This window comes from Thalassobius sp. MITS945101, assembly GCF_047123305.1.
Taxonomy (GTDB): Bacteria; Pseudomonadota; Alphaproteobacteria; order Rhodobacterales; family Rhodobacteraceae; genus Thalassobius.
In genome coordinates this window covers 1526512-1547756 of the sequence record NZ_CP138918.1, presented here as the reverse complement: position 1 = coordinate 1547756, position 21245 = coordinate 1526512, and the positions used below count along the sequence as shown (strand labels likewise).

General features: G+C 60.5%; 22 protein-coding genes. 6 read left to right on the top strand and 16 right to left on the bottom strand.

From position 1 onward, the window contains the following. Nucleotides 1-105: 105 nt before the first annotated feature. Entirely contained in the window at nt 106-450 is a 345-nt protein-coding gene (locus tag SIC14_RS07770) for a YbaB/EbfC family nucleoid-associated protein (RefSeq protein WP_412565252.1), read from the bottom strand. Nucleotides 451-629: 179 nt separating this feature from the next. Between SIC14_RS07770 and SIC14_RS07765 the strand changes: the two genes are divergently transcribed. After that, nucleotides 630-1025: a hypothetical protein gene (locus SIC14_RS07765; protein WP_412565251.1), complete on the top strand. Its 396-nt coding sequence runs from the start codon at nt 630-632 to the stop codon at nt 1023-1025. A gap of 16 nt (nt 1026-1041) precedes the next feature. Here the strand turns inward: SIC14_RS07765 and SIC14_RS07760 are convergent, their stop codons facing one another. The 3 genes from SIC14_RS07760 to SIC14_RS07750 form a co-directional block, all read right to left on the bottom strand. Continuing rightward, complete coding sequence (locus tag SIC14_RS07760; protein WP_412565250.1) at nt 1042-1902, bottom strand: PhzF family phenazine biosynthesis protein; 861 nt, start codon at nt 1900-1902, stop codon at nt 1042-1044. A gap of 3 nt (nt 1903-1905) precedes the next feature. Further along, nucleotides 1906-3708, bottom strand: a complete 1803-nt coding sequence (locus tag SIC14_RS07755) for a DNA polymerase III subunit gamma/tau (RefSeq protein ID WP_412565249.1) — start codon at nt 3706-3708, stop codon at nt 1906-1908. A 146-nt stretch (nt 3709-3854) separates the two neighbouring features. After that, entirely contained in the window at nt 3855-4601 is a 747-nt protein-coding gene (locus SIC14_RS07750; RefSeq protein ID WP_412565248.1) for a DUF1013 domain-containing protein, read from the bottom strand. A 125-nt stretch (nt 4602-4726) separates the two neighbouring features. Between SIC14_RS07750 and SIC14_RS07745 the strand changes: the two genes are divergently transcribed. Beyond that, nucleotides 4727-5395 carry a ribonuclease T2 family protein gene (locus tag SIC14_RS07745; RefSeq protein WP_412565247.1) on the top strand — a complete coding sequence of 223 codons (669 nt, stop codon included), beginning with the start codon at nt 4727-4729 and terminating at the stop codon, nt 5393-5395. 20 nt (nt 5396-5415) lie between these two features. Here SIC14_RS07745 and SIC14_RS07740 read toward each other — a convergent pair whose 3' ends face one another. The 3 genes from SIC14_RS07740 to SIC14_RS07730 all read right to left on the bottom strand — a co-directional run bounded on the left by SIC14_RS07740 (nt 5416) and on the right by SIC14_RS07730 (nt 7592). Continuing rightward, nucleotides 5416-5727: an H-NS family nucleoid-associated regulatory protein gene (locus SIC14_RS07740; protein WP_412565246.1), complete on the bottom strand. Its 312-nt coding sequence runs from the start codon at nt 5725-5727 to the stop codon at nt 5416-5418. 155 nt (nt 5728-5882) lie between these two features. Further along, the gene (locus SIC14_RS07735; protein WP_412565245.1) at nt 5883-6869 is read right to left on the bottom strand and encodes an NAD(P)H-quinone oxidoreductase; all 987 of its coding nucleotides are present in this window, start codon (nt 6867-6869) and stop codon (nt 5883-5885) included. Between the two features lie 30 nt (nt 6870-6899). Continuing rightward, nucleotides 6900-7592 (bottom strand): COQ9 family protein, encoded by a 693-nt coding sequence (locus SIC14_RS07730; RefSeq protein ID WP_412565244.1) that lies wholly within the window; start codon nt 7590-7592, stop codon nt 6900-6902. 124 nt (nt 7593-7716) lie between these two features. Between SIC14_RS07730 and rpsU the strand changes: the two genes are divergently transcribed. Continuing rightward, on the top strand, nt 7717-7923 hold the full coding sequence (rpsU, locus tag SIC14_RS07725) for a 30S ribosomal protein S21 (RefSeq protein ID WP_043871123.1): 207 nt from the start codon (nt 7717-7719) through the stop codon (nt 7921-7923). Nucleotides 7924-8155: 232 nt separating this feature from the next. On the opposite strand, the gene SIC14_RS07720 is transcribed toward rpsU, so the two are convergent. Both SIC14_RS07720 and SIC14_RS07715 read right to left on the bottom strand, forming a co-directional pair. Further along, complete coding sequence (locus SIC14_RS07720; RefSeq protein WP_412565243.1) at nt 8156-9742, bottom strand: GMC family oxidoreductase; 1587 nt, start codon at nt 9740-9742, stop codon at nt 8156-8158. Between the two features lie 91 nt (nt 9743-9833). Further along, a complete protein-coding gene (locus SIC14_RS07715; RefSeq protein ID WP_412565242.1) occupies nt 9834-10292 on the bottom strand; it encodes an Lrp/AsnC family transcriptional regulator in 459 nt (152 codons plus the stop codon). Nucleotides 10293-10441: 149 nt separating this feature from the next. Here SIC14_RS07715 and ald point away from each other — a divergent pair, with 149 nt between their 5' ends. Continuing rightward, nucleotides 10442-11557 (top strand): alanine dehydrogenase, encoded by a 1116-nt coding sequence (gene ald, locus SIC14_RS07710; protein WP_412565241.1) that lies wholly within the window; start codon nt 10442-10444, stop codon nt 11555-11557. A gap of 123 nt (nt 11558-11680) precedes the next feature. Here the strand turns inward: ald and SIC14_RS07705 are convergent, their stop codons facing one another. After that, a complete protein-coding gene (locus SIC14_RS07705; protein WP_412565240.1) occupies nt 11681-12409 on the bottom strand; it encodes an AraC family transcriptional regulator in 729 nt (242 codons plus the stop codon). Nucleotides 12410-12532: 123 nt separating this feature from the next. Here SIC14_RS07705 and SIC14_RS07700 point away from each other — a divergent pair, with 123 nt between their 5' ends. Next, nucleotides 12533-13069: a peroxiredoxin-like family protein gene (locus tag SIC14_RS07700; protein ID WP_412565239.1), complete on the top strand. Its 537-nt coding sequence runs from the start codon at nt 12533-12535 to the stop codon at nt 13067-13069. Nucleotides 13070-13139: 70 nt separating this feature from the next. On the opposite strand, the gene mscL is transcribed toward SIC14_RS07700, so the two are convergent. Continuing rightward, nucleotides 13140-13574: a large conductance mechanosensitive channel protein MscL gene (mscL, locus tag SIC14_RS07695; protein WP_412565238.1), complete on the bottom strand. Its 435-nt coding sequence runs from the start codon at nt 13572-13574 to the stop codon at nt 13140-13142. Between the two features lie 148 nt (nt 13575-13722). Here mscL and SIC14_RS07690 point away from each other — a divergent pair, with 148 nt between their 5' ends. Further along, on the top strand, nt 13723-14421 hold the full coding sequence (locus SIC14_RS07690; RefSeq protein ID WP_412565237.1) for a glutathione S-transferase N-terminal domain-containing protein: 699 nt from the start codon (nt 13723-13725) through the stop codon (nt 14419-14421). A 104-nt stretch (nt 14422-14525) separates the two neighbouring features. Here SIC14_RS07690 and SIC14_RS07685 read toward each other — a convergent pair whose 3' ends face one another. The 5 genes from SIC14_RS07685 to SIC14_RS07665 all read right to left on the bottom strand — a co-directional run bounded on the left by SIC14_RS07685 (nt 14526) and on the right by SIC14_RS07665 (nt 20985). Next, nucleotides 14526-15617, bottom strand: a complete 1092-nt coding sequence (locus tag SIC14_RS07685) for an ABC transporter ATP-binding protein (protein WP_412565236.1) — start codon at nt 15615-15617, stop codon at nt 14526-14528. A 4-nt stretch (nt 15618-15621) separates the two neighbouring features. Further along, nucleotides 15622-17292, bottom strand: a complete 1671-nt coding sequence (locus tag SIC14_RS07680; RefSeq protein ID WP_412565235.1) for an alpha-amylase family glycosyl hydrolase — start codon at nt 17290-17292, stop codon at nt 15622-15624. Between the two features lie 10 nt (nt 17293-17302). Beyond that, complete coding sequence (locus SIC14_RS07675; protein ID WP_412565234.1) at nt 17303-18445, bottom strand: carbohydrate ABC transporter permease; 1143 nt, start codon at nt 18443-18445, stop codon at nt 17303-17305. Nucleotides 18446-18456: 11 nt separating this feature from the next. After that, nucleotides 18457-19464: a carbohydrate ABC transporter permease gene (locus SIC14_RS07670; RefSeq protein WP_412565233.1), complete on the bottom strand. Its 1008-nt coding sequence runs from the start codon at nt 19462-19464 to the stop codon at nt 18457-18459. A 162-nt stretch (nt 19465-19626) separates the two neighbouring features. Further along, a complete protein-coding gene (locus SIC14_RS07665; protein WP_412565232.1) occupies nt 19627-20985 on the bottom strand; it encodes an ABC transporter substrate-binding protein in 1359 nt (452 codons plus the stop codon). Nucleotides 20986-21245 lie beyond the last annotated feature (260 nt).

The following is a 21245-nucleotide window of genomic DNA, read 5'->3' as shown; positions in this document are numbered from 1 at the left end:
GGAGAACAACAGAAGAACAGAGCCGATTGCAGCCACCATCCGCCCGCCACGAAAAAAGGGCCCGCACCCCGGCGGACCCTTTCGAGATTCATCTGAGATTTCAAATCAGAACGGCAGTTTCACATCCGCCGGCAGACCCAGACCCTCGGTCAATTTCGACATCTCTTCCTGCGCCTTGGCGCTGGCTTTGGTCTGAGCGTCTTTGATCGCGGCCAGGATCAGATCCTCCACCACTTCTTTCTCATCGGGGTGGAAAATCGACGGATCAATATCAAGTCCGTTCAGCACACCTTTGGCAGTACAGCTGGCCTTGACCAGACCGGCGCCAGATTCACCCGTCACGGTCAGGTTCTCCAGCTCTTCTTGCAGCTCGGCAACCTTGCCCTGCATTTCCTGTGCTTTTTTCATCATCTTGGCCATATCGCCAAGACCGCCGAGGCCTTTCAGCATGGGGGAATCTCCTAAATGTTGTTGCCGCATTAGATACGGTCTGTGGGGCGTTGCGACAAGGGCACATCCCTGCCGCCCCCGCCTGATTTCAATAACGGCGCAGAGTCTGGTATATTGACCCCCTCTTCACCACTTGCACCCAAAGAATTTCGATCTGAAACCACTTAAAGGGGACCAAGATGAGACGACTCGCCCTAATCACCGTTGCCCTTGTGTTCGGCCCCACCGGCCCAGCCGCCGCTGATGCCTGCTGCATTCTCGAAGCCGACAAAGGCAATGTCTGCGTCAACGCCCCCGGCCCAACCTGCCGCGCCCATCCACGTTACGTGTCTTACAATCAGAAAAAGCTCTGCAAATCCGCTGGCACCACCGCCGATTTCAGCTGCCGCAACAAAACCAAAAACGAACTCAGCGCCAAACTGGCCTTTGAACAACGCCACATCACCCTGCGCCACATGGGCCATGAATATGAGAGGCCGCTGATGAACGCGCTGGAGCTGTCGCTGGAAAATGAACGGGGTGGGCTGGTTCTCTCCCCGCATGGCTTCGGCATCAAACTCAAGTTCGGCGAATAGACCCTCTGGCCCGAAGTCAGAGCGTCACCTGCCCGTCGATCAACACATTGACCGCGCCGCCAATCAGCACCTGCCTCGGGTCCGCCGCCCCACGGACATAACGCACCCGGCCCGCGCGGCGGATCGCAGTGCCCTGCGCCACCGTCATCTCAGCAGGCAAACGTCCCTCTGCGGCCAGCCAATGGGCAATCGCCGCGTTAAGCGACCCGGTGATCGGATCCTCGATCATGCCGCTGGAAGGCGCAATATTGCGTACCTCATAGGCACATTCGGTCCCGTCAGGATGTGCACCGATCAGCGCCAAACCGTTGTGTTCCTTCGAAGAAACCAAGGAAGCATCCACCGCCAGCACCGCTGCCGCGCTGTGCAGTTCAAACAGATCCCACTTGGGCCCGTTGTCCAGACAGATCACCTGTTTCACTGCGGCCGCATACAGTTGCATCGCTGCCTGCAACCTGTCCCGCTGCGCGGCCTTCATTGGCCGGATCGCAGTGGGCGGCGCCACAAAGGCAGGTTCCGCCCCGCTGACGTCGATCTCCACCAGCCCAATCGCGCAATCCTGCACCACCACACCCGCACGGCGCGGTGTGCCGCCACAATGCAACCAGCTCATGCAGCTGCCCAGGGTCGGATGACCGGCAAACAACATCTCCTTGGTGGGGGTGAAAATCCGCACCCGATAGTCCGCCGCCGGATCTTCGGAGGGCAACAGAAACGTGGTCTCTGCCAAATTGGTCCAGACCGCAAAGGCCTGCATCTGCGCCGTGCTCAGCCCCTCGGCATCGACAACCACCGCCAGACCATTGCCCTGTGTCGGTTGATCGGAAAACACATCCACTTGCAAAAACCGGCGGGCGCGGCGGTTGTCAGAGGGCATGGATCACTCCTCCTCGAAGGGATCCCATTCGTCCTCAACCTCTTGCAGCGCATCTTCCTGCGCCTGCGCCGCCAATTCCTCAGGGGTGCGGATCTTGGTGATCTTAGACCGGGGGAAAGCCGCGCGGATCGCCTGTAGCATCGGATGCGCCTCAGCTTCGGCCTTCAGCGCGTTCAGCTTGGCATTGCGTTTTTCGTCAATGGTTTCGCCGCCGCCCTCATTCACAAGGGTCACGGTCCAGCGGTTACCGGTCCAGCGCTGCAAAGCCTGCCCCAGCCGCGCCGCCAGATCATGCGGCGCCTTATCCGTTGGCTGATATTCGATCCGACCGGGCTGATAGGCGGCCAGCCGCAGATAGGTTTCCACCTGCACCAACAGCTGCATATCACGGTTTTCGCGGATCAGCTCGATCACATGGTCAAAGGTCGGATAGCGCGCCAGTGCCGCCTGCACCTCTCCCGCCAGCATCGCCTGCGGGCCACCGTTGCTGCCAGAGGGTCCGCCCGCTGGCATTCCCTGCGCCTGCGTCACGCCACCCTGTGCCATACCGCCCTGTGGCGCACCGCCGTAGCCACCAGATCCCATCGAGGCGCCACCACCCGGCCCACCTACGGGGCCACCAGCCGGCATGGGTTGTGGCGTTGCGTCTTTCAGCTTCTTCACCAGATCTTCGGGACTTGGCAGATCGGCCACATGGGTCAGCCGGATCACCGCCATTTCCGCCGCCATCATGGCATTTGGCGCACTGGCCACCTCATCCAGCGCCTTCAGCAGCATCTGCCACATCCGCGTCATCGACCGCATCGGCAGGGCCTCGGCCATCGCCTGCCCGCGCGCCCGTTCATCGGGGCTGACGGTGGGATCTTCCGCCGCTTCGGGTGTGATCTTCACCACGGATATCCAATGGGTGATCTCGGCCAGATCGCGCAGCACCGCCATCGGGTCCGCCCCATCGGCATATTGCGCGCCCAGCTCGGCCAAGGCCGCCCCGGCGTCGCCCTTCATGATCATATCGTAGAGGTCCAGCACCCGGCCGCGATCCGCCAGCCCCAGCATGGCCCGCACCTGATCGGCGTTGGTTTCCCCCGCGCCGTGACTGATGGCCTGATCCAGCAGCGAAGTCGCATCCCGCGCCGAGCCTTCCGCCGCCCGGGTGATCAGCGCCAGCGCATCATCGCTGATCTCAGCGTTTTCTGCCGAGGCGATTTTGCGCAACAGGCCGATCATCTGCTCCGGCTCAATCCGGCGCAGGTCAAAGCGCTGGCACCGGCTGAGCACGGTGACCGGCACCTTGCGAATCTCGGTGGTCGCAAAGATAAATTTCACATGGGCTGGCGGCTCTTCCAGCGTTTTGAGCAGCGCGTTGAACGCGCTGGTCGACAGCATGTGCACCTCATCGATGATGTAGATCTTATAACGGGCCGAGGCCGCGCGATAATGGACCGAGTCGATGATTTCGCGGATGTCCCCCACGCCGGTGCGCGAGGCCGCGTCCATCTCCATCACATCAACGTGGCGGCCTTCCATAATGGCGGTGCAATGTTCGCACTGGCCGCAGGGTTCCGTTGTGGGACCGCCTTCCCCGTCCAGCCCGATGCAGTTCATGCCCTTGGCGATGATCCGCGCGGTGGTGGTTTTGCCGATGCCACGAATCCCTGTCATCACAAAGGCTTGCGCAATCCGGTCCGCCTCAAACGCATTTTTCAGCGTGCGCACCATCGCGTCCTGACCGACCAGATCAACGAAGGTTTCCGGACGGTATTTACGGGCCAGAACCTGATAGGCTGTGGTTTCGGTATCGCTCATGTTCGCCTTTCAAGAGGGGCCGCGGATTCGTCTGAGGGACAAGTTATGGGAACCGATGCGGCCCGTCTACCGGATTGCCCGCCACAAAGAAAAACCCGGCCACATCGGGCCGGGTTTCCAATTCATGAACGGTCAAAAGCGGCAGGTTAAGGCTGTTCTTCCTCGTCGCTGCCACCAGGCAGGTTGAAGAAGCTATCAGCGTCGATGATCTCTTCTTCTTTTTCGTCTTCGTCGTCGCCACCCAGGCTAAAGGTCTCCAGACCTTCGATCGCGGTTGGGATCTTCGGCGCTTCTTCTTCCATCGCCAGCGACTGTTCGGTGCTCACCAGCTTGCGGCGCTCGTCGTCGCTCATCACGCCACCCTCGGCGACTTTCTTGGCAACGGCTTTCTGCACGGCCGAGTCCAGCTCGGACTGCTTACACAGGCCCAGCGCCACCGGATCCACCGGGGTGATGTTGGCGATGTTCCAGTGGGTCCGCTCGCGGATCGCCTGAATGGTCGGCTTGGTGGTGCCCACCAACTTGCTGATCTGACCGTCGGACAGTTCCGGGTGAAACTTCACCAGCCAGTAGATCGAGGCCGGACGGTCCTGACGCTTCGACAGCGGCGTGTAGCGCGGGCCGCGGCGTTTTTCTTCGCCCACCGCAGCGGCGTTGAACTTCAGCTTCAACTTGAACAGCGGGTTTTTCTCCGCCGAGTCGATGTCGTCCTGCGTCAGCTGGTTGTTGGCGATCGGGTCAAACCCTTTCACGCCGGGGGCCACGTCGCCATCGGCGATGCCCTGAATTTCCAGCTCATGCATACCGACAAAGTCGGCAATCTGTTTGAAGCTGATCGTGGTGTTGTCGATCAGCCAGACAGCGGTGGCTTTTGCCATAATCGGCTTGGACATTGCATGTCTCCTTAACTTACAACTTCCCCGTTGCCTGAAACAGGCTGTCCCTTTACGGAACCGGTTACCTTTTGGGGGGAACTTGGCCCCTATATAGTCCTTCATTGATGATAAGGAAAGAGAGAATGCGTTTCGCCCTTTTCCGCTTGGCTCAGATCACTTTTGCCGCCCTTTTGCTCAGCCTCACCACCGCCCCTGCCCGTGCCCGTGCCGAAGGCGAACGGGCCGGTGACTTTGATTACTACGTCCTGGCGCTCAGCTGGTCACCCACGTGGTGTGCACTGGAAGGCGACGCCCGCAATTCCCCACAATGCGACGCCGCCGCGGATTATGGCTGGGTGCTGCATGGGCTGTGGCCGCAGTTTCACCGGGGCTGGCCGTCTTATTGTCCCACCGTGGAACCGCATCCCAGCCGCCGGATGAGCAATGAAATGGTGGACATCATGGGCTCCTCCGGGCTGGCGTGGCACCAGTGGAAAAAACACGGCACCTGCACCGGCCTGTCCGCCAGCGCCTATTACGAACTGTCGCGCGAAGCCTACGGCCAGATCACCCGTCCCGCCGTCTTCCGCAAACTGGAACGGTCGGTAAAACTGCCCGCCTCTGTGGTGGAGGAAGCCTTCCTCAAGGCCAACCCCGGGTTTGAGCCCGATATGGTCACCGTGACCTGCAAACGCGACCGCATCCAGGAGGTCCGCGTCTGCCTGTCCAAGAACCTCACCCCAGTGCCTTGCGGCCGGGATGTGGTGCGCGACTGCCGCATGACAGACGCGCTGTTTGATCCGATCCGTTAAGCCGGATCATGAAGGGGGGTTCAGATCGCCAGATCTTCCGGCGATTTGCCCGCCTCAAGCGCGGCATTAAACCAATCGGGCCGGCGTCCTTTACCGGTCCAGGTCTGATCGGCATTATCGGGATTGGCATATTTCGGTGTGCCCGCCACTTTCGGCGCTTTGCCACCAGTCAGCTCTGACAGGGAATAGCCCAGCTCTTTGGCTTTTGCTTCCAATTCCGAAAGCGCCTCTTTCTTTTTGCGATCTTCAAAGCTGGCAATTGCCTTGGTGACTTTCTTCTCCAGAGATTTCAGTTCCGCCAGAGACAGGGCATTCAGATCAATATCAGTCATGTTTCAATCCATTTTTCTAAGTGAGCGTATCTCCGCTATGCCCGCAAAAGAATTAACAATCAATTAACCAAGATAATTAAAAGCCAAAGAAATGGGGCATTTCGACCAATGATCGAAATGCCCTATCCAAAATTACCCTAACGTCGAAATACGGCTTAACCTGCGACGTTTAAAACGATCTTTCCGATGTGACCGCTGCTCTCCATCCGCGCATGGGCGGCGCTGGCCTCGGCCAATGGAAATTCGCTGTCCATCACCGGCGCGATCTTGCCACTGTCGAGCAAGGGCCAGACCTCGGCCCGCAACGCATCGGCAATCTTAGCCTTGGCCAGATCGCTTTGCGGCCGCAAAGTGGATCCGGTGATGGTCAAACGCCGGGTCATTACCTGAGCGAAATTCAATTCCACTTTCGGCCCCTGCAGAAACGCAATTTGCACCAAACGCCCGTCATCCGCCAAAGCCCGAACATTGCGCGGAATATAAAGACCACCCACCATATCAAGGATCAAATCCGCCCCACCTTCGGCGCGCAGCACCTCAACGAAATCCTCTTCTTTGTAATTGATCGTCCGCTCCGCGCCCAATGCCGCACAGGCCGCCGCTTTCTCCTGATTGCCCACGGTGACAAAAACCCGCGCCCCAAATTCACGCGCCAACTGAATGGCGGTTGTGCCAATACCCGAGGATCCACCGTGAATAAGAAACCGCTCACCGGCTTTCAGACCGCCGCGCTGAAACACATTGGACCAAACGGTGTAATAGGTCTCACACAGACAGGCGGCCTCATTCAGCCCCATGCCCTTGGGCACCGGCAGACAATGGGCGGCCGGGGTGGCGACATATTCAGCGTAACCGCCACCGGGCAGCAGGGCACAAACCTGATCGCCAACAGACCAGCCACTGACCCCAGCGCCCAGCGCCACAATCTCCCCCGAGGCCTCCAGCCCCGGCAGATCACTGGCACTGGGCGGCGGTGCATATTTGCCCGCCCGCTGCAACGCATCGGGGCGGTTCACACCGGCATAGGCCACCTTGATCACCACCTGACCCGGCGCCGCAACGGGCACCGGCCGCTGGCAGAGTTTCAGCACATCCGGGCCACCGGCCTCGGTAATCTCAACGGCACGCATCATCTCGGACATGCGGTCCCTCCCTGTGAAATGTCTGTAAAATTAACGGTTGTTCAGGCTGCCCGGCAGATCACCCCGCGCTGCCGCAGGCGCTTTGATTCGGTCCAGAACGGCCATCGGCCCTTTCAGCACGCCCGACAGAAACTTGTTGCCGCGCACATCGGCCTTCAGTTTCTCGAACTGCATCACATTCTCGATCCGCCGGTCCAAAAATTCCCAGCTGGCGACGTGGTCTTCACTGTCATCGCCCAGCCAGTACAGCAGCGTCGCACTATAGACCCCCGACAGGGTGGCCCGTTTGGTGTACCAATTCACATCGTCGGAACTGTCGCCCAGCGCCGTCCAGATCTGATCCACCGTGCCCCAGACCAGCCGCGCCCCTTCGCCGGCATGATTGGGCAGCGAAAACAGCGTCATGCCGCGGCGCACCAGCTCTTTGTCCTCAACCGCCTCCAGCCGGAACCGCACGGCAGCAGCGATCCGGTCGCGAAACCGCATCTCTGCCAGATCCGCAGCCGCCAAGCGATCCAGCATCACCGCATCGCCGCGCTGGTGATAGGCCACCGCCAGATCCACCGCACCGCGGGGGCACAAAGCTGTGGCCACCACGGGGTTCACATCAGTCTCGGCCAAAACGGCCTCCCAGGTGGCCTCGGACCAGCCGTCAAACGGCACATGCATCAACGCCGCATCCAGCAGCAGATCCTTGGGATTTGGCACATCAGAACCGGTCATCCACCCACATCCTTTTCATTGGCTTGCCCTCAACAGGGGTCCCCTAGACAAATAGAGGCTTCCTTGCTAAAGGACCACCTCCTGCAACTTCATGCAACTTAACTAGAAAGGTGGTGAAAACCACATGCAGGTTTCTGTTCGTGACAACAACGTCGATCAGGCGCTCCGCGCCCTGAAGAAAAAGCTCCAGCGCGAAGGTGTCTTCCGTGAAATGAAGCTCAAGCAGCATTTCGAGAAGCCGTCCGTCAAAAAAGCGCGCGAGAAAGCTGAAGCCGTACGTCGTGCCCGCAAGCTGGCACGCAAGAAAGCCCAGCGCGAAGGTCTGCTCTAAGATCTTCTTCTCAAAGGCTTTTGCTAGCTTTTGAACGGATAAGTTAGAACCCCCGGGCGCCCCGTGCGGCCGGGGGTTTCTTTTGTCGGTTCACCGTTATTTCGAATGGGGCATCGGAAGCTGCGAAAGGCCTGGGGCGGCCCCTGCGGGGCCATTTGGATATTTGACCCAAGAAGAAATCAGCCGCCGCTCTCCACCCGCGACGCAGCGATTTGTCGCGGGCGGGTTGGGCCTAGCGGGCGTCCTGTAGAATCATATCGCTGGCTTTTTCGGCGATCATGATGGTGGGGGAATTGGTGTTGCCCGAGGTGATCGTTGGCATCACTGAACAATCCACCACCCGCAGCCCGTCAACGCCGCGCAGCCGCAGCCGCGCATCCAGTGGCGCCGTGTCGCCCGCGCCCATATGCACCGTGCCGGAGGGGTGGAAGATCGTGGTGCCAATGTCGCCTGCGGCGGCGGCCAGCCCTGCCTCGCTCTGCGCGGTGAGGCCCGGTTTCATCTCTTCGGGGCGGTATTTCGCCATTGCGCCCTGTTCCATCACCCGCCGCGCCAGCCGGATCGAATTGGCCGCCACTGCGCGGTCGCCTTCGGTGGACAGGTAGTTGGGCGCGATCTTCGGTGTGGCCTTGGGATCGCTTGAGGTGATCTCGACCATGCCGCGGCTTTCGGGGCGCAGGTTACAGACCGAGGCGGTCATGGCCGGGAAATCATGCAACGGCTGGCCAAAAGCTTCCAGCGTCAGGGGTTGCACGTGAAACTCCAGATCCGGGGTCTCCAGATCGGGGCGTGATTTGGCGAAAGCGCCCAGCTGTGACGGCGCCATCGACATTGGCCCGGACCTTTTCAGCATATACTCCAACCCGATCTTAGCCTTACCGATCAGGCTGTTGGCCATTGTGTTCAGGGTCTTGGCGCCCTCCAGCTTCCAGGCGCAGCGCAGTTGCAGATGGTCCTGCAGATTGCTGCCAACCTGTGGCTGTTCCAGCTGCACCGCAATGCCATGTTCCTGCAACAGCGCCCCCGGACCAATGCCCGACAGCTGCAGGATCTGCGGCGAGCCGATGGCCCCCGCCGACAGGATCACCTCGCCGCTGGCGCGGGCCTGTTTCACCTGACCGTTCTGTTCATACTCCACCCCAACCGCGCGGCCCTGTTCCAGGATCACCCGACGGGTATGGGCATGGGTTTCCACCCGCAGGCTTTGCCCTTTGGTGCGGCGCAGAAAGGCCTTGGCTGTGTTCATCCGCCAGCCGCGTTTCTGGTTCACCTTGAAGTAGCCGACCCCTTCGTTGTTACCGCGGTTGAAATCGGTGACCTTGGGCAGACCGGCCTGGCTGGCGGCCTCCATCCAGTCGTCCAGCACATCCCATTGCAGCCGCTGGTGATCCACCCGCCATTCGCCGCCTTCGCCGTGCATGTCATCGGCGCCGTCAACGTAATCCTCGGAGCGTTTGAAATAGGGCAGCACATCGTCCCAACCCCAGCCGACATTGCCCGCCTGCCGCCAGCCGTCGTAATCCGCCGCCTGCCCGCGCAGGTACAGCATCCCGTTGATCGAAGAGCAGCCGCCCAATACCTTGCCACGCGGGTAGATCAGCGACCGACCGTTCAGCCCCGGTTCTTCGGCGGTTTTAAACATCCAGTCGGTGCGCGGATTGCCGATACAGTAGAGGTAGCCCATCGGGATATGGATCCAGTGGTAACTGTCGGAGCCCCCCGCCTCCAGCAACAGGACCTTCTTATTTGCATCCGCCAGACGTTTGGCCAGCACACAGCCTGCGCTGCCTGCCCCCACGATGATATAATCCCACTGCATCCGCACCCCCTCTGGCCAATTCCGGGGAGTGTTCACCTAAATGTCAGACAATTCAAGATCCGTAGGACTACGGCCTGACAGATTTACCGGATCAAAGCGGCAGGGCGGTGGTTTTGAACACGGTCCGCAGGGCAAAGCTGGATTGCATCTGCGCCACGCCGGGCAGTCGTGCCAGATGCTGGCGGTGGATACGGGCAAAATCCTCGGTGCTTTCGGTGACCACCTTCAGGATGTAATCCGCCGTCCCCGCCATCAGGTGACATTCCAGCACATCGGGGATTCGCGACACCGCCTTTTCAAAGGCCTCCAGCAACTCATCCGCCTGCCCTTGCAGGGTGATCTCGACAAACACCGTTGTGGTGACACCGATCTTGCGCGGGTCCAGCAGCGCCACATAGTCTTTGATGTAGCCCTCTGCCTCCAGCCGCTGCACCCGCCGGTGACAGGCTGAGGCCGACAGGTTGACGGTCTCAGACAGGTCGGCATTGGAAATCCGCCCCTTGCGCTGAAGCACGTTGAGGATACGCTGATCTGTCGAGTCGAGTGTCATTTGCGCAAGCTCCTTCGTCAATATTACCAGATCCTCGAAGATCCTCCCCCTAATAGCGCTAACGCTGCGGTGCTTTTCAACCCCTTTGCGTGCGACCTGCGACATTCTGTCCTCAGTTACAGATTCTTGCCAACGAGGAGATGGCAGTTATGAAAATCGGATGCCCCAAAGAGATCAAGCCGCAGGAGTTCCGCGTCGGAATGACCCCCAATGCCGCGCGCGAGGCCGTGGCCGCCGGCCATGAGGTGGTGATCGAAACCAACGCCGGTGTCGGCTCTGGCTTCAGCAACGATGATTACATCGCCGCCGGTGCCGTAATTCTGGACACCGCCGAGGAAATCTTTGCCACCGCCGACATGATCGTCAAGGTGAAGGAACCGCAGGCGGTGGAACGCAAGATGCTACGCGAAGGCCAGCTGCTGTTCACCTACCTGCACCTCGCCCCCGATCCCGACCAGACCCATGACCTGATCGAGTCCGGCTGTACTGCCATCGCCTATGAAACCGTGACCGACCGTAACGGAGGCCTGCCGCTGCTGGCCCCGATGTCCGAGGTTGCTGGGAAACTGGCACCGCAGGTTGGGGCCTGGACCCTGCAAAAGGCCAACGGTGGCCGTGGTGTTCTGATGGGCGGCGTGCCCGGTGTGGCCCCGGCCAATGTTGTTGTGATTGGTGGCGGTGTTGTTGGCACCCACGCCGCACGTGTGGCCGCGGGCATGGGTGCGGATGTCACCGTGCTGGACATGTCGCTGCCCCGTCTGCGCTATCTGGACGATGCCTTCCGTGGCGAATTCAAGACCTCCTACGCCTCCAAGGGCAACACTGCTGAACTGGTGGCACAGGCCGATATGGTTGTCGGTGCCGTGCTGATCCCCGGCGCCGCCGCGCCCAAGCTGATCAGCCGTGCACAGCTGTCCGAGATGAAGCCCGGTGCCGCGCTGGTGGACGTTGCGATTGACCAAGGCGGCTGCTTTGAAACCTCGCGTGCCACCACCCATGCCGACCCGATCTATGAGGTGGACGGCGTGATGCACTACTGTGTGGCCAACATGCCCGGCGCCGTGGCCCGTACCTCGACCATCGCACTGGGCAATGCCACCATGCCCTTCATGATGGCGCTGGCGAACAAAGGCTGGAAACAGGCCTGCGCCGACGACGCGCATCTGCTGAACGGTCTGAACGTCCACGCGGGCAAGCTGACCTACTACGCCGTAGGCAAGGCGCTGGGAATCGACGTGACCTCGCCGCAGCTGCTGATTAAATAAGCGCTGACATTGCCATCACGCGGCGGGGTTGCAGCCCCGCCCGTGTTCCCCGAGACCCGGCTGGATCCTCCTCGCCGGGTCTCACCATTTTGAGGATTGGGGAAAGGGCAGGGAAAGGGAAGTCTACGCCGCCTGCTGGGTCCGGACCGCCACCGGTTTCACCCCAAAACGCGCCTTGAACGCTCGCGCAAATGCCTCGCCCGAGCCATAGCCGTAGCGCCGCGCCACCGCCTCCACCCGATCGCCGCGCATCAGATCCTGATGTGCCACCGTCAAACGCCAGTGCCGCAGATAGGCCATCGGTGTCATCCCCACTGTGGCCCCGAACAGCTCGGCAAACCGGCTCAGCGACAGACCCGCCTCCTGCGCCAGATCGGCATTGGTCCAGCCATGGCCCGGCCGATCATGGATCGCCACCACCGCACGGGACAAACGCGGATCGGCCAGCCCGGCCAAGACCCCCGGTTCGGTGCTGCCGGCGCTGATCTGATGCCGCAACAGCCGCACCATCAACACCTCTCCCAAGCGCCGTTGCACGGTTGGCCCACCACAATGGCGGCCCTCGATCTCGCTCTGTAAAAAGGTGATAAGGCCGATCAACTCGGGGCTGTCCTTCAGTGGCAATTCCACTGCCTCGGGCAGCGCCTCCATCAGCGGATTTGCCTCCCCGCCCCAGGTGACCCGCGCGGCAAAGACCACCCGGTCGCCGCACCGCCCGCGCGACGCGCCCCGCAGCAGAACGTGGCAGGGCACCCCATCGGGATCGCCCAGAACCAAGAGGTTCGCCGCCGCAGGCTCCACCGGTTCGATCTGCATTTCGAACCGTTCCATCAATGCACTCAATCGATCCATATCAGCGCCTTTTCGGTGTTTTGATCGGTTTATTCGGATTTTCCTGACGACAGATTGGCGCATAACCACTGCAACGGTCAATCCCTTGCCTTGACCCGTCGCAACTAAAACAGGAGACAGCCCATGCTGATGCCCCGCCAGAAAACCCCGAACCTGACCCTGCCCACGCTGGACCACGGCGCCTTTGACCTCTCGGCGCAAGAAACCGAGCGCGGCACTGTTGTGTGTTTCTACCGCGGTCTGCACTGCCCGATCTGCGCCAAATATCTGGCCGAGATGGAGAAGCTGGCAGATAAATTCGCCGAACGTGGCATCGACATGGTTGCCGTCAGCTCGGACGGGGAAGAGCGCACCCGCGCCATGCAAGAGAAGATTGACAGCAGCAAAATCAAGTTCGCCTATGACCTGCCGCTCTCCGTGGCGAAGGAATGGGGCCTCTATATCTCCACCTCGCGCGGCAAAACATCGATCGGCATCGAAGAGCCCGCGCTGTTTTCCGAACCCGGCCTGTTCCTGGTGACCGAACAGCAGACCCTGTTCTACGGCGCGGTGCAGACCATGCCGTTTGTACGTCCGCATTTCTCGGAACTGCTGGGGGCCGTCGATTTCGCCATCGCCAACAACTACCCGGCCCGCGGCGAATACACCGGCGCGGTGTAAACACCCCGCGCGTGCAGAATACAAAAAGGGGGCCACTTGGCCCCCTTTTCCGTTCCAGCCTGAGGCCGGATCACTTTTTCAGCGAATCGCGGATTTCCAGCAGAACGTCCAACTCGCTTGGCCCTTTCGGGGCTTCTTCCACCGGCGCCGCCTCTTCTTCTTTCTGGGCGGCTTCTTTCACCTTGTTGACATAGCGCACCAGCATGAAGACCACGAAAGCGATGATCAGGAAATTGATCACGGCCATCAGGAAGGCCCCATAGGCAAACACCGCCGCCCCTGCTTCGCGTGCGGCCTCAAGGCTGGCTCCGGCGGCCACTTCGCCAGAAAGCACCACAAAGTTGTTGGTGAAATCGACGCCACCGGTGAACACACCGATGATCGGGTTGATCAGATCCCCCACCATGGATTTCACAATCGCGGTAAAGGCCGCGCCCACAATGATCCCCACAGCCATGTCCATGACATTGCCCTTGGCGATGAAATCTTTGAATTCCTTAAGCATGTTGTCCCCTTTTCCCCTAAAAGTGCAGAACACAGATGAATGGTGTGCTGCTGCACAAAGACTATGCTTCTTTTCCACAGAAGCGGGACTTTTTGTCTGGGAAAAACTTCCTATTTTTCCCTCAACCACTTAGCAGGAGCGCATAAAGATGACTTTTCCAGACGATTTTCCCATCAATAACCGTTGGCCCGCCAAAGACCCTTCGGTGATCCAACTTTATTCTTTCCCCACCCCAAACGGCGTCAAAGTCTCTTTGATGCTGGAAGAAACCGGCCTGCCCTATGAGGCGCATACCGTGACGCTGTCGGATGCAGACGTCAAAAGCCCCGAGTTTCTGTCGCTGAACCCCAACAACAAAATCCCCGCCATCGTAGATCCCAGCGCCGAAGGTGGCCCGATCGGGATTTTCGAATCCGGTGCGATCCTGATCTATCTGGCCGAGAAGTCGGGCAAATTCCTGTCCTCTGATCCCGCCAAACGGGCCGAGACCCTGCAGTGGCTGATGTTCCAGATGGGCGGCCTGGGCCCGATGTTTGGCCAGCTGGGCTTCTTCTACAAATTTGCCGGTGCCGAGATCGAAGATCCCCGCCCACGCGAGCGCTATGTCAACGAAGGCAAACGTATCCTGAACGTGCTGAACGGCGCGCTGGAAGGCAAAGACTGGATCGTGGGCGAATACTCCATCGCGGACATGGCCATCGCACCCTGGCTGACCGCGCTGGATTTCTACGGCGCCAAAGAGATCCTGGACTACGCCAGCTTTGAAAACGTGGTGGCCTATGAACAGCGCTTCCTTGCCCGCCCCGCCGTGCAACGCGCCCGCAACATCCCGCCGCGTCCTGAATAAGCGTTCTGAATAAAGACCGGAGACGAGAAGCAAAAAAGGGCGTGCCAAACGGCGCGCCCTTTTTCGTTGGGGATGTTAGAAAGAACGCGGCAAGTGCCGTTTCCTCAGCCCTTCGGCCGCATCGACTGGCCGTTTTGGAACAGGTGCACTTTGCTGGGGTCGGCGGTCATTTGGACCTCTTGGCCACGCAGCCCTTTATGGATGCCGGGCAGTTTGGCAATCACGCCATCGTCGCCGGAGGCCCCGTCGAAATAGAGCAGTGTCACCTCGCCCAGGGCTTCGGTGTAGCTGACCGTGCCACGATAGAGCGCCTCGCCCTCGGCGGGGACCATGTCTTCGGGGCGCACACCGATGTTGACGGATTTGCCCAGGTCACTTTCCCGCGTCGCGATGGTGGAGACCGCTTTGCCGCCGCCTGCCAGTTCCACATGGGTTTCAGCGCCAGTCGCGGTGATCTTGCCGGGCAGGAGGTTCATGGCCGGGGAGCCGATGAACTGGGCGACAAATTCATTGTCGGGGGTTTCATACAGCTCTAGCGGAGTGCCGACCTGCGCGATGCCTTTGTTGGCCAGCACCACAATCCGGCTGGCCAGCGTCATCGCCTCCACCTGATCGTGGGTCACATAGATCATGGTGCGATCTGGCATGGCCTCTTTCAGGCGGGCAATTTCAATCCGTGTGGCCACCCGCAAAGCCGCGTCGAGGTTGGAGAGCGGTTCATCAAACAGATAGACCTGTGGATCACGCACGATGGAACGGCCGATCGCCACCCGCTGCCGCTGCCCGCCCGAGAGCGCCTTGGGCAGGCGATCCAGATAGGGTTCCAGCTGCAGCACAGCCGCTGCTTTGGTCACGGCAACGTCAATTTCGGCCTTGGATTTTTTGGCAATCTTCAGGGCGAAGGACATGTTTTCGCGCACGGTCATATGCGGGTAGAGCGCGTAGCTCTGGAACACCATCGCAATGCCGCGCTGCGCGGGGGGCACGTCATTCATCAACTGGCCATCGATGGTCAGCTCCCCGCCAGTGATCTTTTCCAGCCCCGCAACCATCCGCAGCAACGTGGACTTGCCGCAGCCCGAGGGGCCAACAAAGACGATCAACTCCCCCGCTTCGATATCAAGGTTGATGTCGTTGAGCACATTGACGCTGCCGCCATATGTTTTCTCAACCCCTGTTAGTTTCAGCTCTGCCATCGAATCACCCCTCCCGTGCCAATATGCAGTAGTTCCAAGCGCCCAAGGTCAGGCGGCGCCCCGCTGGCGCGACTGCGCCTTTCATGCCGGTGGTCAGCGGGTGCCAGTTGCCAATTGGCAATTCGACGTTTTCTTCTGCGTTTCCAATATTGAAGGCGCAAAACAGCACTTCATTTCCTACAACACGCTGGAATGTCAGAATATTTCCCGTTGCGCTCAGCGCGGTCTGTTCACCATTTCTTAGCGCTTCGCTGCCTTGGCGCAGGGCCACGGCGGCGCGGTAGTGGTGCAGCATGGCATCGGGATCAGCCTCTTGGCGGTCCACCGCCATCGCGGCGTGTTGGCTGCTGACGGGCAGCCAGGGTTTGGCCTCGCCAAAGCCGCCGTGTTCGGATTGGGTTTCCCAGACCATCGGCGTGCGACAGCCGTCACGGCCTTTGAACTCGGGCCAAAACTCGATGCCGTAGGGATCCTGCAGATCCTCAAAGGCAACATCCGCCTCGGGCAGGCCCAGTTCTTCGCCCTGATACAGACAGGCCGAGCCACGCAGGGCCATCATCAGGACGGAATGAGCCCAGACCGCCTGTTCCGAAAGATCCCAGCGGGTCGCGTAGCGGGGCACGTCGTGGTTGGAGAAGGCCCAGCAGGCCCAGCCATCTGGCGCGGCGCGGTCCAACTCGGTGAAGATGTCGACCACGCGCTGTGCGGTGATCGGCAGGGATTCAAGGAAATCGAAGGCGTAGCACATGTGCATCCGCTTCTCACCGGCGGTGTATTCGCCCATGACCTCAACCCCACGCTGGGCCTCGCCCACTTCGCCCAGACAGGCGCGGGCGCCGTATTCATCGGTCACGGCACGCAGCCGTTCCAGGAAGGCGATGTTTTCCGGCTGGGTCTTGGAATAGAGGTGCAGCTGGTGGTTATAGGGGTTCACCTGCGGGGCGATTGAGGCGTTGCGCTCTGCCACGGGTAGCGGCGGGTTCGAACGCAGCTGGGCGTCGTGGAAGTAGAAGTTGATGGTGTCCAGACGGAAGCCATCGACCCCGCGTTCCAGCCAGAAACGGGCCACATCCAGCAGGGCGTCCTGCACCTCGACGCAGTGGAAATTCAGATCCGGCTGCGAGGTCAGGAAGTTGTGCAGGTAATATTGCTGACGGCGGGTGTCCCATTGCCATGCGGGGCCGCCAAAGATCGACAGCCAGTTGTTCGGCGGTGTGCCATCGGGCTGTGGGTCTGCCCAGACGAACCAGTCGGATTTGGCGTTGTCGCGGCTTTGGCGGCTTTCCTTGAACCACGGGTGTTCATCCGAGGTGTGGCTGAGCACGAGGTCGATCATCACCTTCAGGCCAAGACCGTGGGCGGCCTCCATCAGGGCGTCGAAATCATCCAAGGAGCCGAACATCGGGTCGACGTCGCGGTAATCGCTAACGTCATAGCCGAAGTCTTTCATCGGGGATTTGAAGAAGGGCGAGATCCAGATCGCATCCACCCCCAGCGAAGCCACATAGGGCAGACGCTGGGTGATGCCGCGCAGGTCGCCGATGCCATCGCCGTTGCTGTCCTGAAAACTGCGCGGATAGATCTGGTAGATCACGCCACCATGCCACCAGTCGTCACCACGGTTTGGTGCGCGAACGGGGGCAGCGGAGGGGGTCAGGTTGGGTTGAGCACTCATGGTCTTGGTCCTATTTGACGGAGCCGGCGAGGAGGCCGCGCACCAGATATCTTTGCATCGTGAAGAAGACGAGCAGCGGCACCGCGATAGACACGAAGGCGGCGGTGGCGAGGATTTCCCAGTTGCCGCCCCGGGTGCCGAGCAGCTCGACGATTTGGTTGGTCATCACCGTGGTCTGGCCGGAGCTGTCGATCAGGAAGACCTTGGCCACCAGCAGGTCGTTCCAGGTCCACAGGAACTGGAAGATCGCAAAAGAGGCCAGCGCGGGGAAGCTGAGGGGCAGGATGATCCGGGTGAAGATCTGGAAATCACTGGCCCCGTCGACACGGGCGTTTTCGATGATGTCGCGGGGCAGGCCCGCCATGTAGTTGCGCAGCAGGTAGATCGCCAGCGGCAGACCAAAACCGGTGTGGGCCAGCCAGACGCCCAGGTAGCCTTTGCCGATGCCAATGCCGAGGTGCAGTTTCAAGAGCGGGATCAGCGCCAGTTGCAGTGGCACCACCAGCAGGCCGACAATGACCGCAATCAGTATCGCCCGTCCGGCAAAGTCCATCCAGGCCAGCGCATAGGCGGCGAAGGCGGCGATGAGGATTGGGATCACGGTGGCGGGAATGGTCACAGTCAGCGTGTTGAAAAAGGCTTTGACCATGCCTTCGGAGGTTTCCTCGCTCAGCAGCATGTTGTCATAGTTTTCCACGGTCAGCTGCGGCGGGGTGATGGCGGTGACAAAGATCCGCTGGCCCCGTTTGCCACCGAAAGCTTCGGTGTTTTCCATACGGTAGCGTCCGTCGGCCTGCACGGTGATGGTGCCGCCCTTGCGCAGCTCGGCGGTTTCGCCGGGCTGGTAGGCGTCAATGGCCCGCGAGGAGATGCCCCAGACCGAGATGTCCATATCGGCCTCATCCAGACGGCCTTCGATCACATAAAGATCGCCCTCCTGCACCTGTGTGACCGGTGCTTTGGAGCGCAGGGTGAGGTTCTGTTCGGTGGCGAAGGGGGCCTTCCACCAGCCGCTGACCGCGATCTGGTCGGCGGTGCGGAAAGAAGAGATCAGCAGACCCACGGTGGGGAACAGCCACAGGGCAACCAGAATGGCGACCGAGATATTGACCACCCAGCTGAGCGTGGATTTGGTTCCGGCGATATTGTCCATTGTGCCCTCCCTCAGCGCATTTCTTTGCGCGTGTTTCGCACGTTCCAGACCAGGATCGGCATCACCAGAAGCATGATGACCATTGCCCCCGCCGAGCCGACGCCCCAGTCATTGGCGCGGAACATCTTGTCGTACATGTAATTGGCCAGAACCTGTGTTTCCCATTGCCCGTTGGTCATGGCGAACACGATGTCGAAGACCTTGAGCACGGTGATGGTGATGGTGGTCCAGACCACAAGGATGGTGTTCTTGATCTGCGGCACCTTGATTTTGAAGAAGATCTGCAACGGGCTGGCGCCGTCGACGATGGCGGCCTCGATGGTTTCTTCGGGGATGCCGCGCAGGGCGGCCGAGAGGATCACCATGGCAAAGCCGGTCTGGATCCAGATCAGCACCACCATCAGGAAGAAGTTGTTCCAGAACGGGATGGTCAGCCATGTGTTCGGCTCGGTGCCGCCAAACCAGATGTAGAGCGCGTTCAGCACGCCGATCTGATCGGTGCCGGCGGGGCGGGCGTCATAGACCAGCTTCCAGATCACCGAGGCGCCAACAAAGGAGATCGCCATCGGCATAAAGATCAGTGATTTTGCGATGTTGCCCCATTTGATCCGGTCGGTCAGCTGGGCGGCCAACAGGCCAAAGGCGGTGGACATGGCAGGCACCACGATCAGCCACAGCATGTTGTTGCGGATGGCTTCCCAGAACTTGGGTTCGCTCAGCATCTGGCTGTAGTTGTCAAAGCCGACCCATTGGTAGCCGCCGCCTGCAACCCGTTCGGTCAGCGACAGGCGCAGGGTCTCGACCACCGGATAGGCAAGGTAGAGGCCCAGTGCAAACAGCGCGGGGAACAGGAACAGCCAGGGGCGGATCAGATTGGCGCGGTTGATGTTGCGGCCTGCGTTCGGGCCGCGGGGTGGATAGAGCACCCGGTCCAGAAACAGGTTGGAAAGATAGAAATAGCCGACGCAGCTCGTGACACCGATGGTGATGGTGATGAGCCCCAGAAGTGCTGGATGCATGATGTCCTCCCCCTCGTTTGGGCCGCTTTGGGCCACAAATCCTTGGGTCTTTGTCCCCGATTTCACGCTATGTCGCTGCCTGGGTGGATGCCAGGGCAGGTGTCAGGGTGAAAAAAGGCGACCCGACCCGCGGCCGGATCGCCCAAACTCGTGACGCGAAAGTTACTTCAGCGCGTCCCAGCTGGCCTGGATTTCCTTGGCCACATCCATTGCGGATTTGCCGCCGGTGTAATCCACCATGCCGGTCCAGAAGGTGCCTGCGCCAACGCCACCAGGCATCAGGTCAGAGCCGTCGAAACGGAAGGTCGTCGCGCCCAGCAGGATTTCGCCCAGACCGCGCAGGGTGTCGTCCTTGTAAGCGTCAACCGATGCGCCGTTGTGCGGGGTGAGGAAGCCGGTCTGCGCCATCATCACCTCATGCGCCAGCGGCAGCTTGAGGAAGTCCATCAGCACATTGGTGGCATCCGAAGGATCGGTGATCGCCATCAGGGTGCCGCCACCCAGAACCGGGTTGCCCAGATCCTTGTCAGCATAGCTTGGCAGGTAGAAGAAATCAGTGTCGACGCCGAACTCTACATCTTCCGGGAAGAAGGCCGGCACGAAAGACGCCTGACGGTGCATGTAGCACTGCGGCGGCGAAGCGAAGAGGCCTTTGGGGCTGTCGCGGAAGTCGGTGGAGGCCACGGCCCCTGCGCCGCCGGAGACTTTGGCATCATCACGGGCGAACCAGCCAAATTCGTCAATTGCGGCAATCACACGCGGATCATCAAAAGCCATCTGGTTGGTGGTCCAGGCGTCATAGACTTCGGGCGGCTGGGTGCGCAGCATCATGTCTTCGACCCAGTCGGTGGCGGGCCAGCCGGTGGCGGCTCCGGATCCCAGACCGATACACCACGGGGTTTCACCGTCGGCGACAATCTGTTCGGTCAGCGCTTTCAGGTCTTCCATCGAGCCGGGCACGTCATAGCCCGCATCTTCGAAGTTTTCGGGGTTATACCAGACCAGCGACTTCACGTTCACATTGTAGAAGAAACCATACATCTGGTCGGCGCCATTGGCGTCAGCATAGGTGCCCAGATCAACCCAGGACTGACCGGCGGCGTAGTTGTCACGCACCCAATCGGCGGTGCCGTCCGCCAGCGGGTAGAGCTGCCCCTTGGAGGCCATCACAGACGCCAGACCCGGCTGCGGGAACACGGCGACGTTGGGGGCCGATCCGGCCTCGGCGTCGATCACGATCTGCTGCTCAAAACTGTCGGAGCCGGTGTAGATCGCATCCGCGCCGGTGGCGGCTTCGAAATAGGCCAGCATATTGCTGAAATAGCCGTCTTCCGGGGTCAGCCACGGACCGGCGATGGTGACGGTCTGGCCGCTGAGATCGGGCGCGCCTTCGGCCCAGGCGTTGTAGCTGTCCCAGCTGAACGGACCTTCGCCCGGCTTAAAGGCCAGGTGATCGTCGGCATGGGCCAGACCTGCGGTGAGCGCGACAACAGCGGCTCCTGCATAGAGTGAATATTTCATCGGTTTCCTCCCGTTTGCGCGCCCCTGATCGCGGCGGCGAAAGACTTATGCCCCCTCTCCCGGGGCGTCATCCGACTCGCTTTCAAAGCGCTTTGGATGGCGTATTTTTAACGCCAAGCGGGGCCACACTGTCAACGACAAATATTTTGACCCCTGAAAAATTAACGAATATTAAGTGTTCTTGACGAAAGACGGATGTAGCGCGGCTTGACCGGCGGCCAAGATCCCTTCACATATGAAGTGAAATTTGAAAGCGCTTT

Coding starts and splice junctions, on each gene's coding strand:
- ald (WP_412565241.1), top strand. CDS start 10,442: ATGAAAATCGGATGCCCCAAAGAGATCAAGCCGCAGGAGTTCCGCGTC.
- SIC14_RS07675 (WP_412565234.1), bottom strand. CDS start 18,445: ATGGACAATATCGCCGGAACCAAATCCACGCTCAGCTGGGTGGTCAAT.
- SIC14_RS07720 (WP_412565243.1), bottom strand. CDS start 9,742: ATGCAGTGGGATTATATCATCGTGGGGGCAGGCAGCGCAGGCTGTGTG.
- SIC14_RS07760 (WP_412565250.1), bottom strand. CDS start 1,902: ATGCCCTCTGACAACCGCCGCGCCCGCCGGTTTTTGCAAGTGGATGTG.
- SIC14_RS07745 (WP_412565247.1), top strand. CDS start 4,727: ATGCGTTTCGCCCTTTTCCGCTTGGCTCAGATCACTTTTGCCGCCCTT.
- SIC14_RS07770 (WP_412565252.1), bottom strand. CDS start 450: ATGCTGAAAGGCCTCGGCGGTCTTGGCGATATGGCCAAGATGATGAAA.
- SIC14_RS07680 (WP_412565235.1), bottom strand. CDS start 17,292: ATGAGTGCTCAACCCAACCTGACCCCCTCCGCTGCCCCCGTTCGCGCA.
- rpsU (WP_043871123.1), top strand. CDS start 7,717: ATGCAGGTTTCTGTTCGTGACAACAACGTCGATCAGGCGCTCCGCGCC.
- mscL (WP_412565238.1), bottom strand. CDS start 13,574: ATGCTTAAGGAATTCAAAGATTTCATCGCCAAGGGCAATGTCATGGAC.
- SIC14_RS07750 (WP_412565248.1), bottom strand. CDS start 4,601: ATGTCCAAGCCGATTATGGCAAAAGCCACCGCTGTCTGGCTGATCGAC.
- SIC14_RS07685 (WP_412565236.1), bottom strand. CDS start 15,617: ATGGCAGAGCTGAAACTAACAGGGGTTGAGAAAACATATGGCGGCAGC.
- SIC14_RS07735 (WP_412565245.1), bottom strand. CDS start 6,869: ATGTCCGAGATGATGCGTGCCGTTGAGATTACCGAGGCCGGTGGCCCG.
- SIC14_RS07690 (WP_412565237.1), top strand. CDS start 13,723: ATGACTTTTCCAGACGATTTTCCCATCAATAACCGTTGGCCCGCCAAA.
- SIC14_RS07705 (WP_412565240.1), bottom strand. CDS start 12,409: ATGGATCGATTGAGTGCATTGATGGAACGGTTCGAAATGCAGATCGAA.
- SIC14_RS07700 (WP_412565239.1), top strand. CDS start 12,533: ATGCTGATGCCCCGCCAGAAAACCCCGAACCTGACCCTGCCCACGCTG.
- SIC14_RS07755 (WP_412565249.1), bottom strand. CDS start 3,708: ATGAGCGATACCGAAACCACAGCCTATCAGGTTCTGGCCCGTAAATAC.
- SIC14_RS07715 (WP_412565242.1), bottom strand. CDS start 10,292: ATGACACTCGACTCGACAGATCAGCGTATCCTCAACGTGCTTCAGCGC.
- SIC14_RS07765 (WP_412565251.1), top strand. CDS start 630: ATGAGACGACTCGCCCTAATCACCGTTGCCCTTGTGTTCGGCCCCACC.
- SIC14_RS07665 (WP_412565232.1), bottom strand. CDS start 20,985: ATGAAATATTCACTCTATGCAGGAGCCGCTGTTGTCGCGCTCACCGCA.
- SIC14_RS07670 (WP_412565233.1), bottom strand. CDS start 19,464: ATGCATCCAGCACTTCTGGGGCTCATCACCATCACCATCGGTGTCACG.
- SIC14_RS07740 (WP_412565246.1), bottom strand. CDS start 5,727: ATGACTGATATTGATCTGAATGCCCTGTCTCTGGCGGAACTGAAATCT.
- SIC14_RS07730 (WP_412565244.1), bottom strand. CDS start 7,592: ATGACCGGTTCTGATGTGCCAAATCCCAAGGATCTGCTGCTGGATGCG.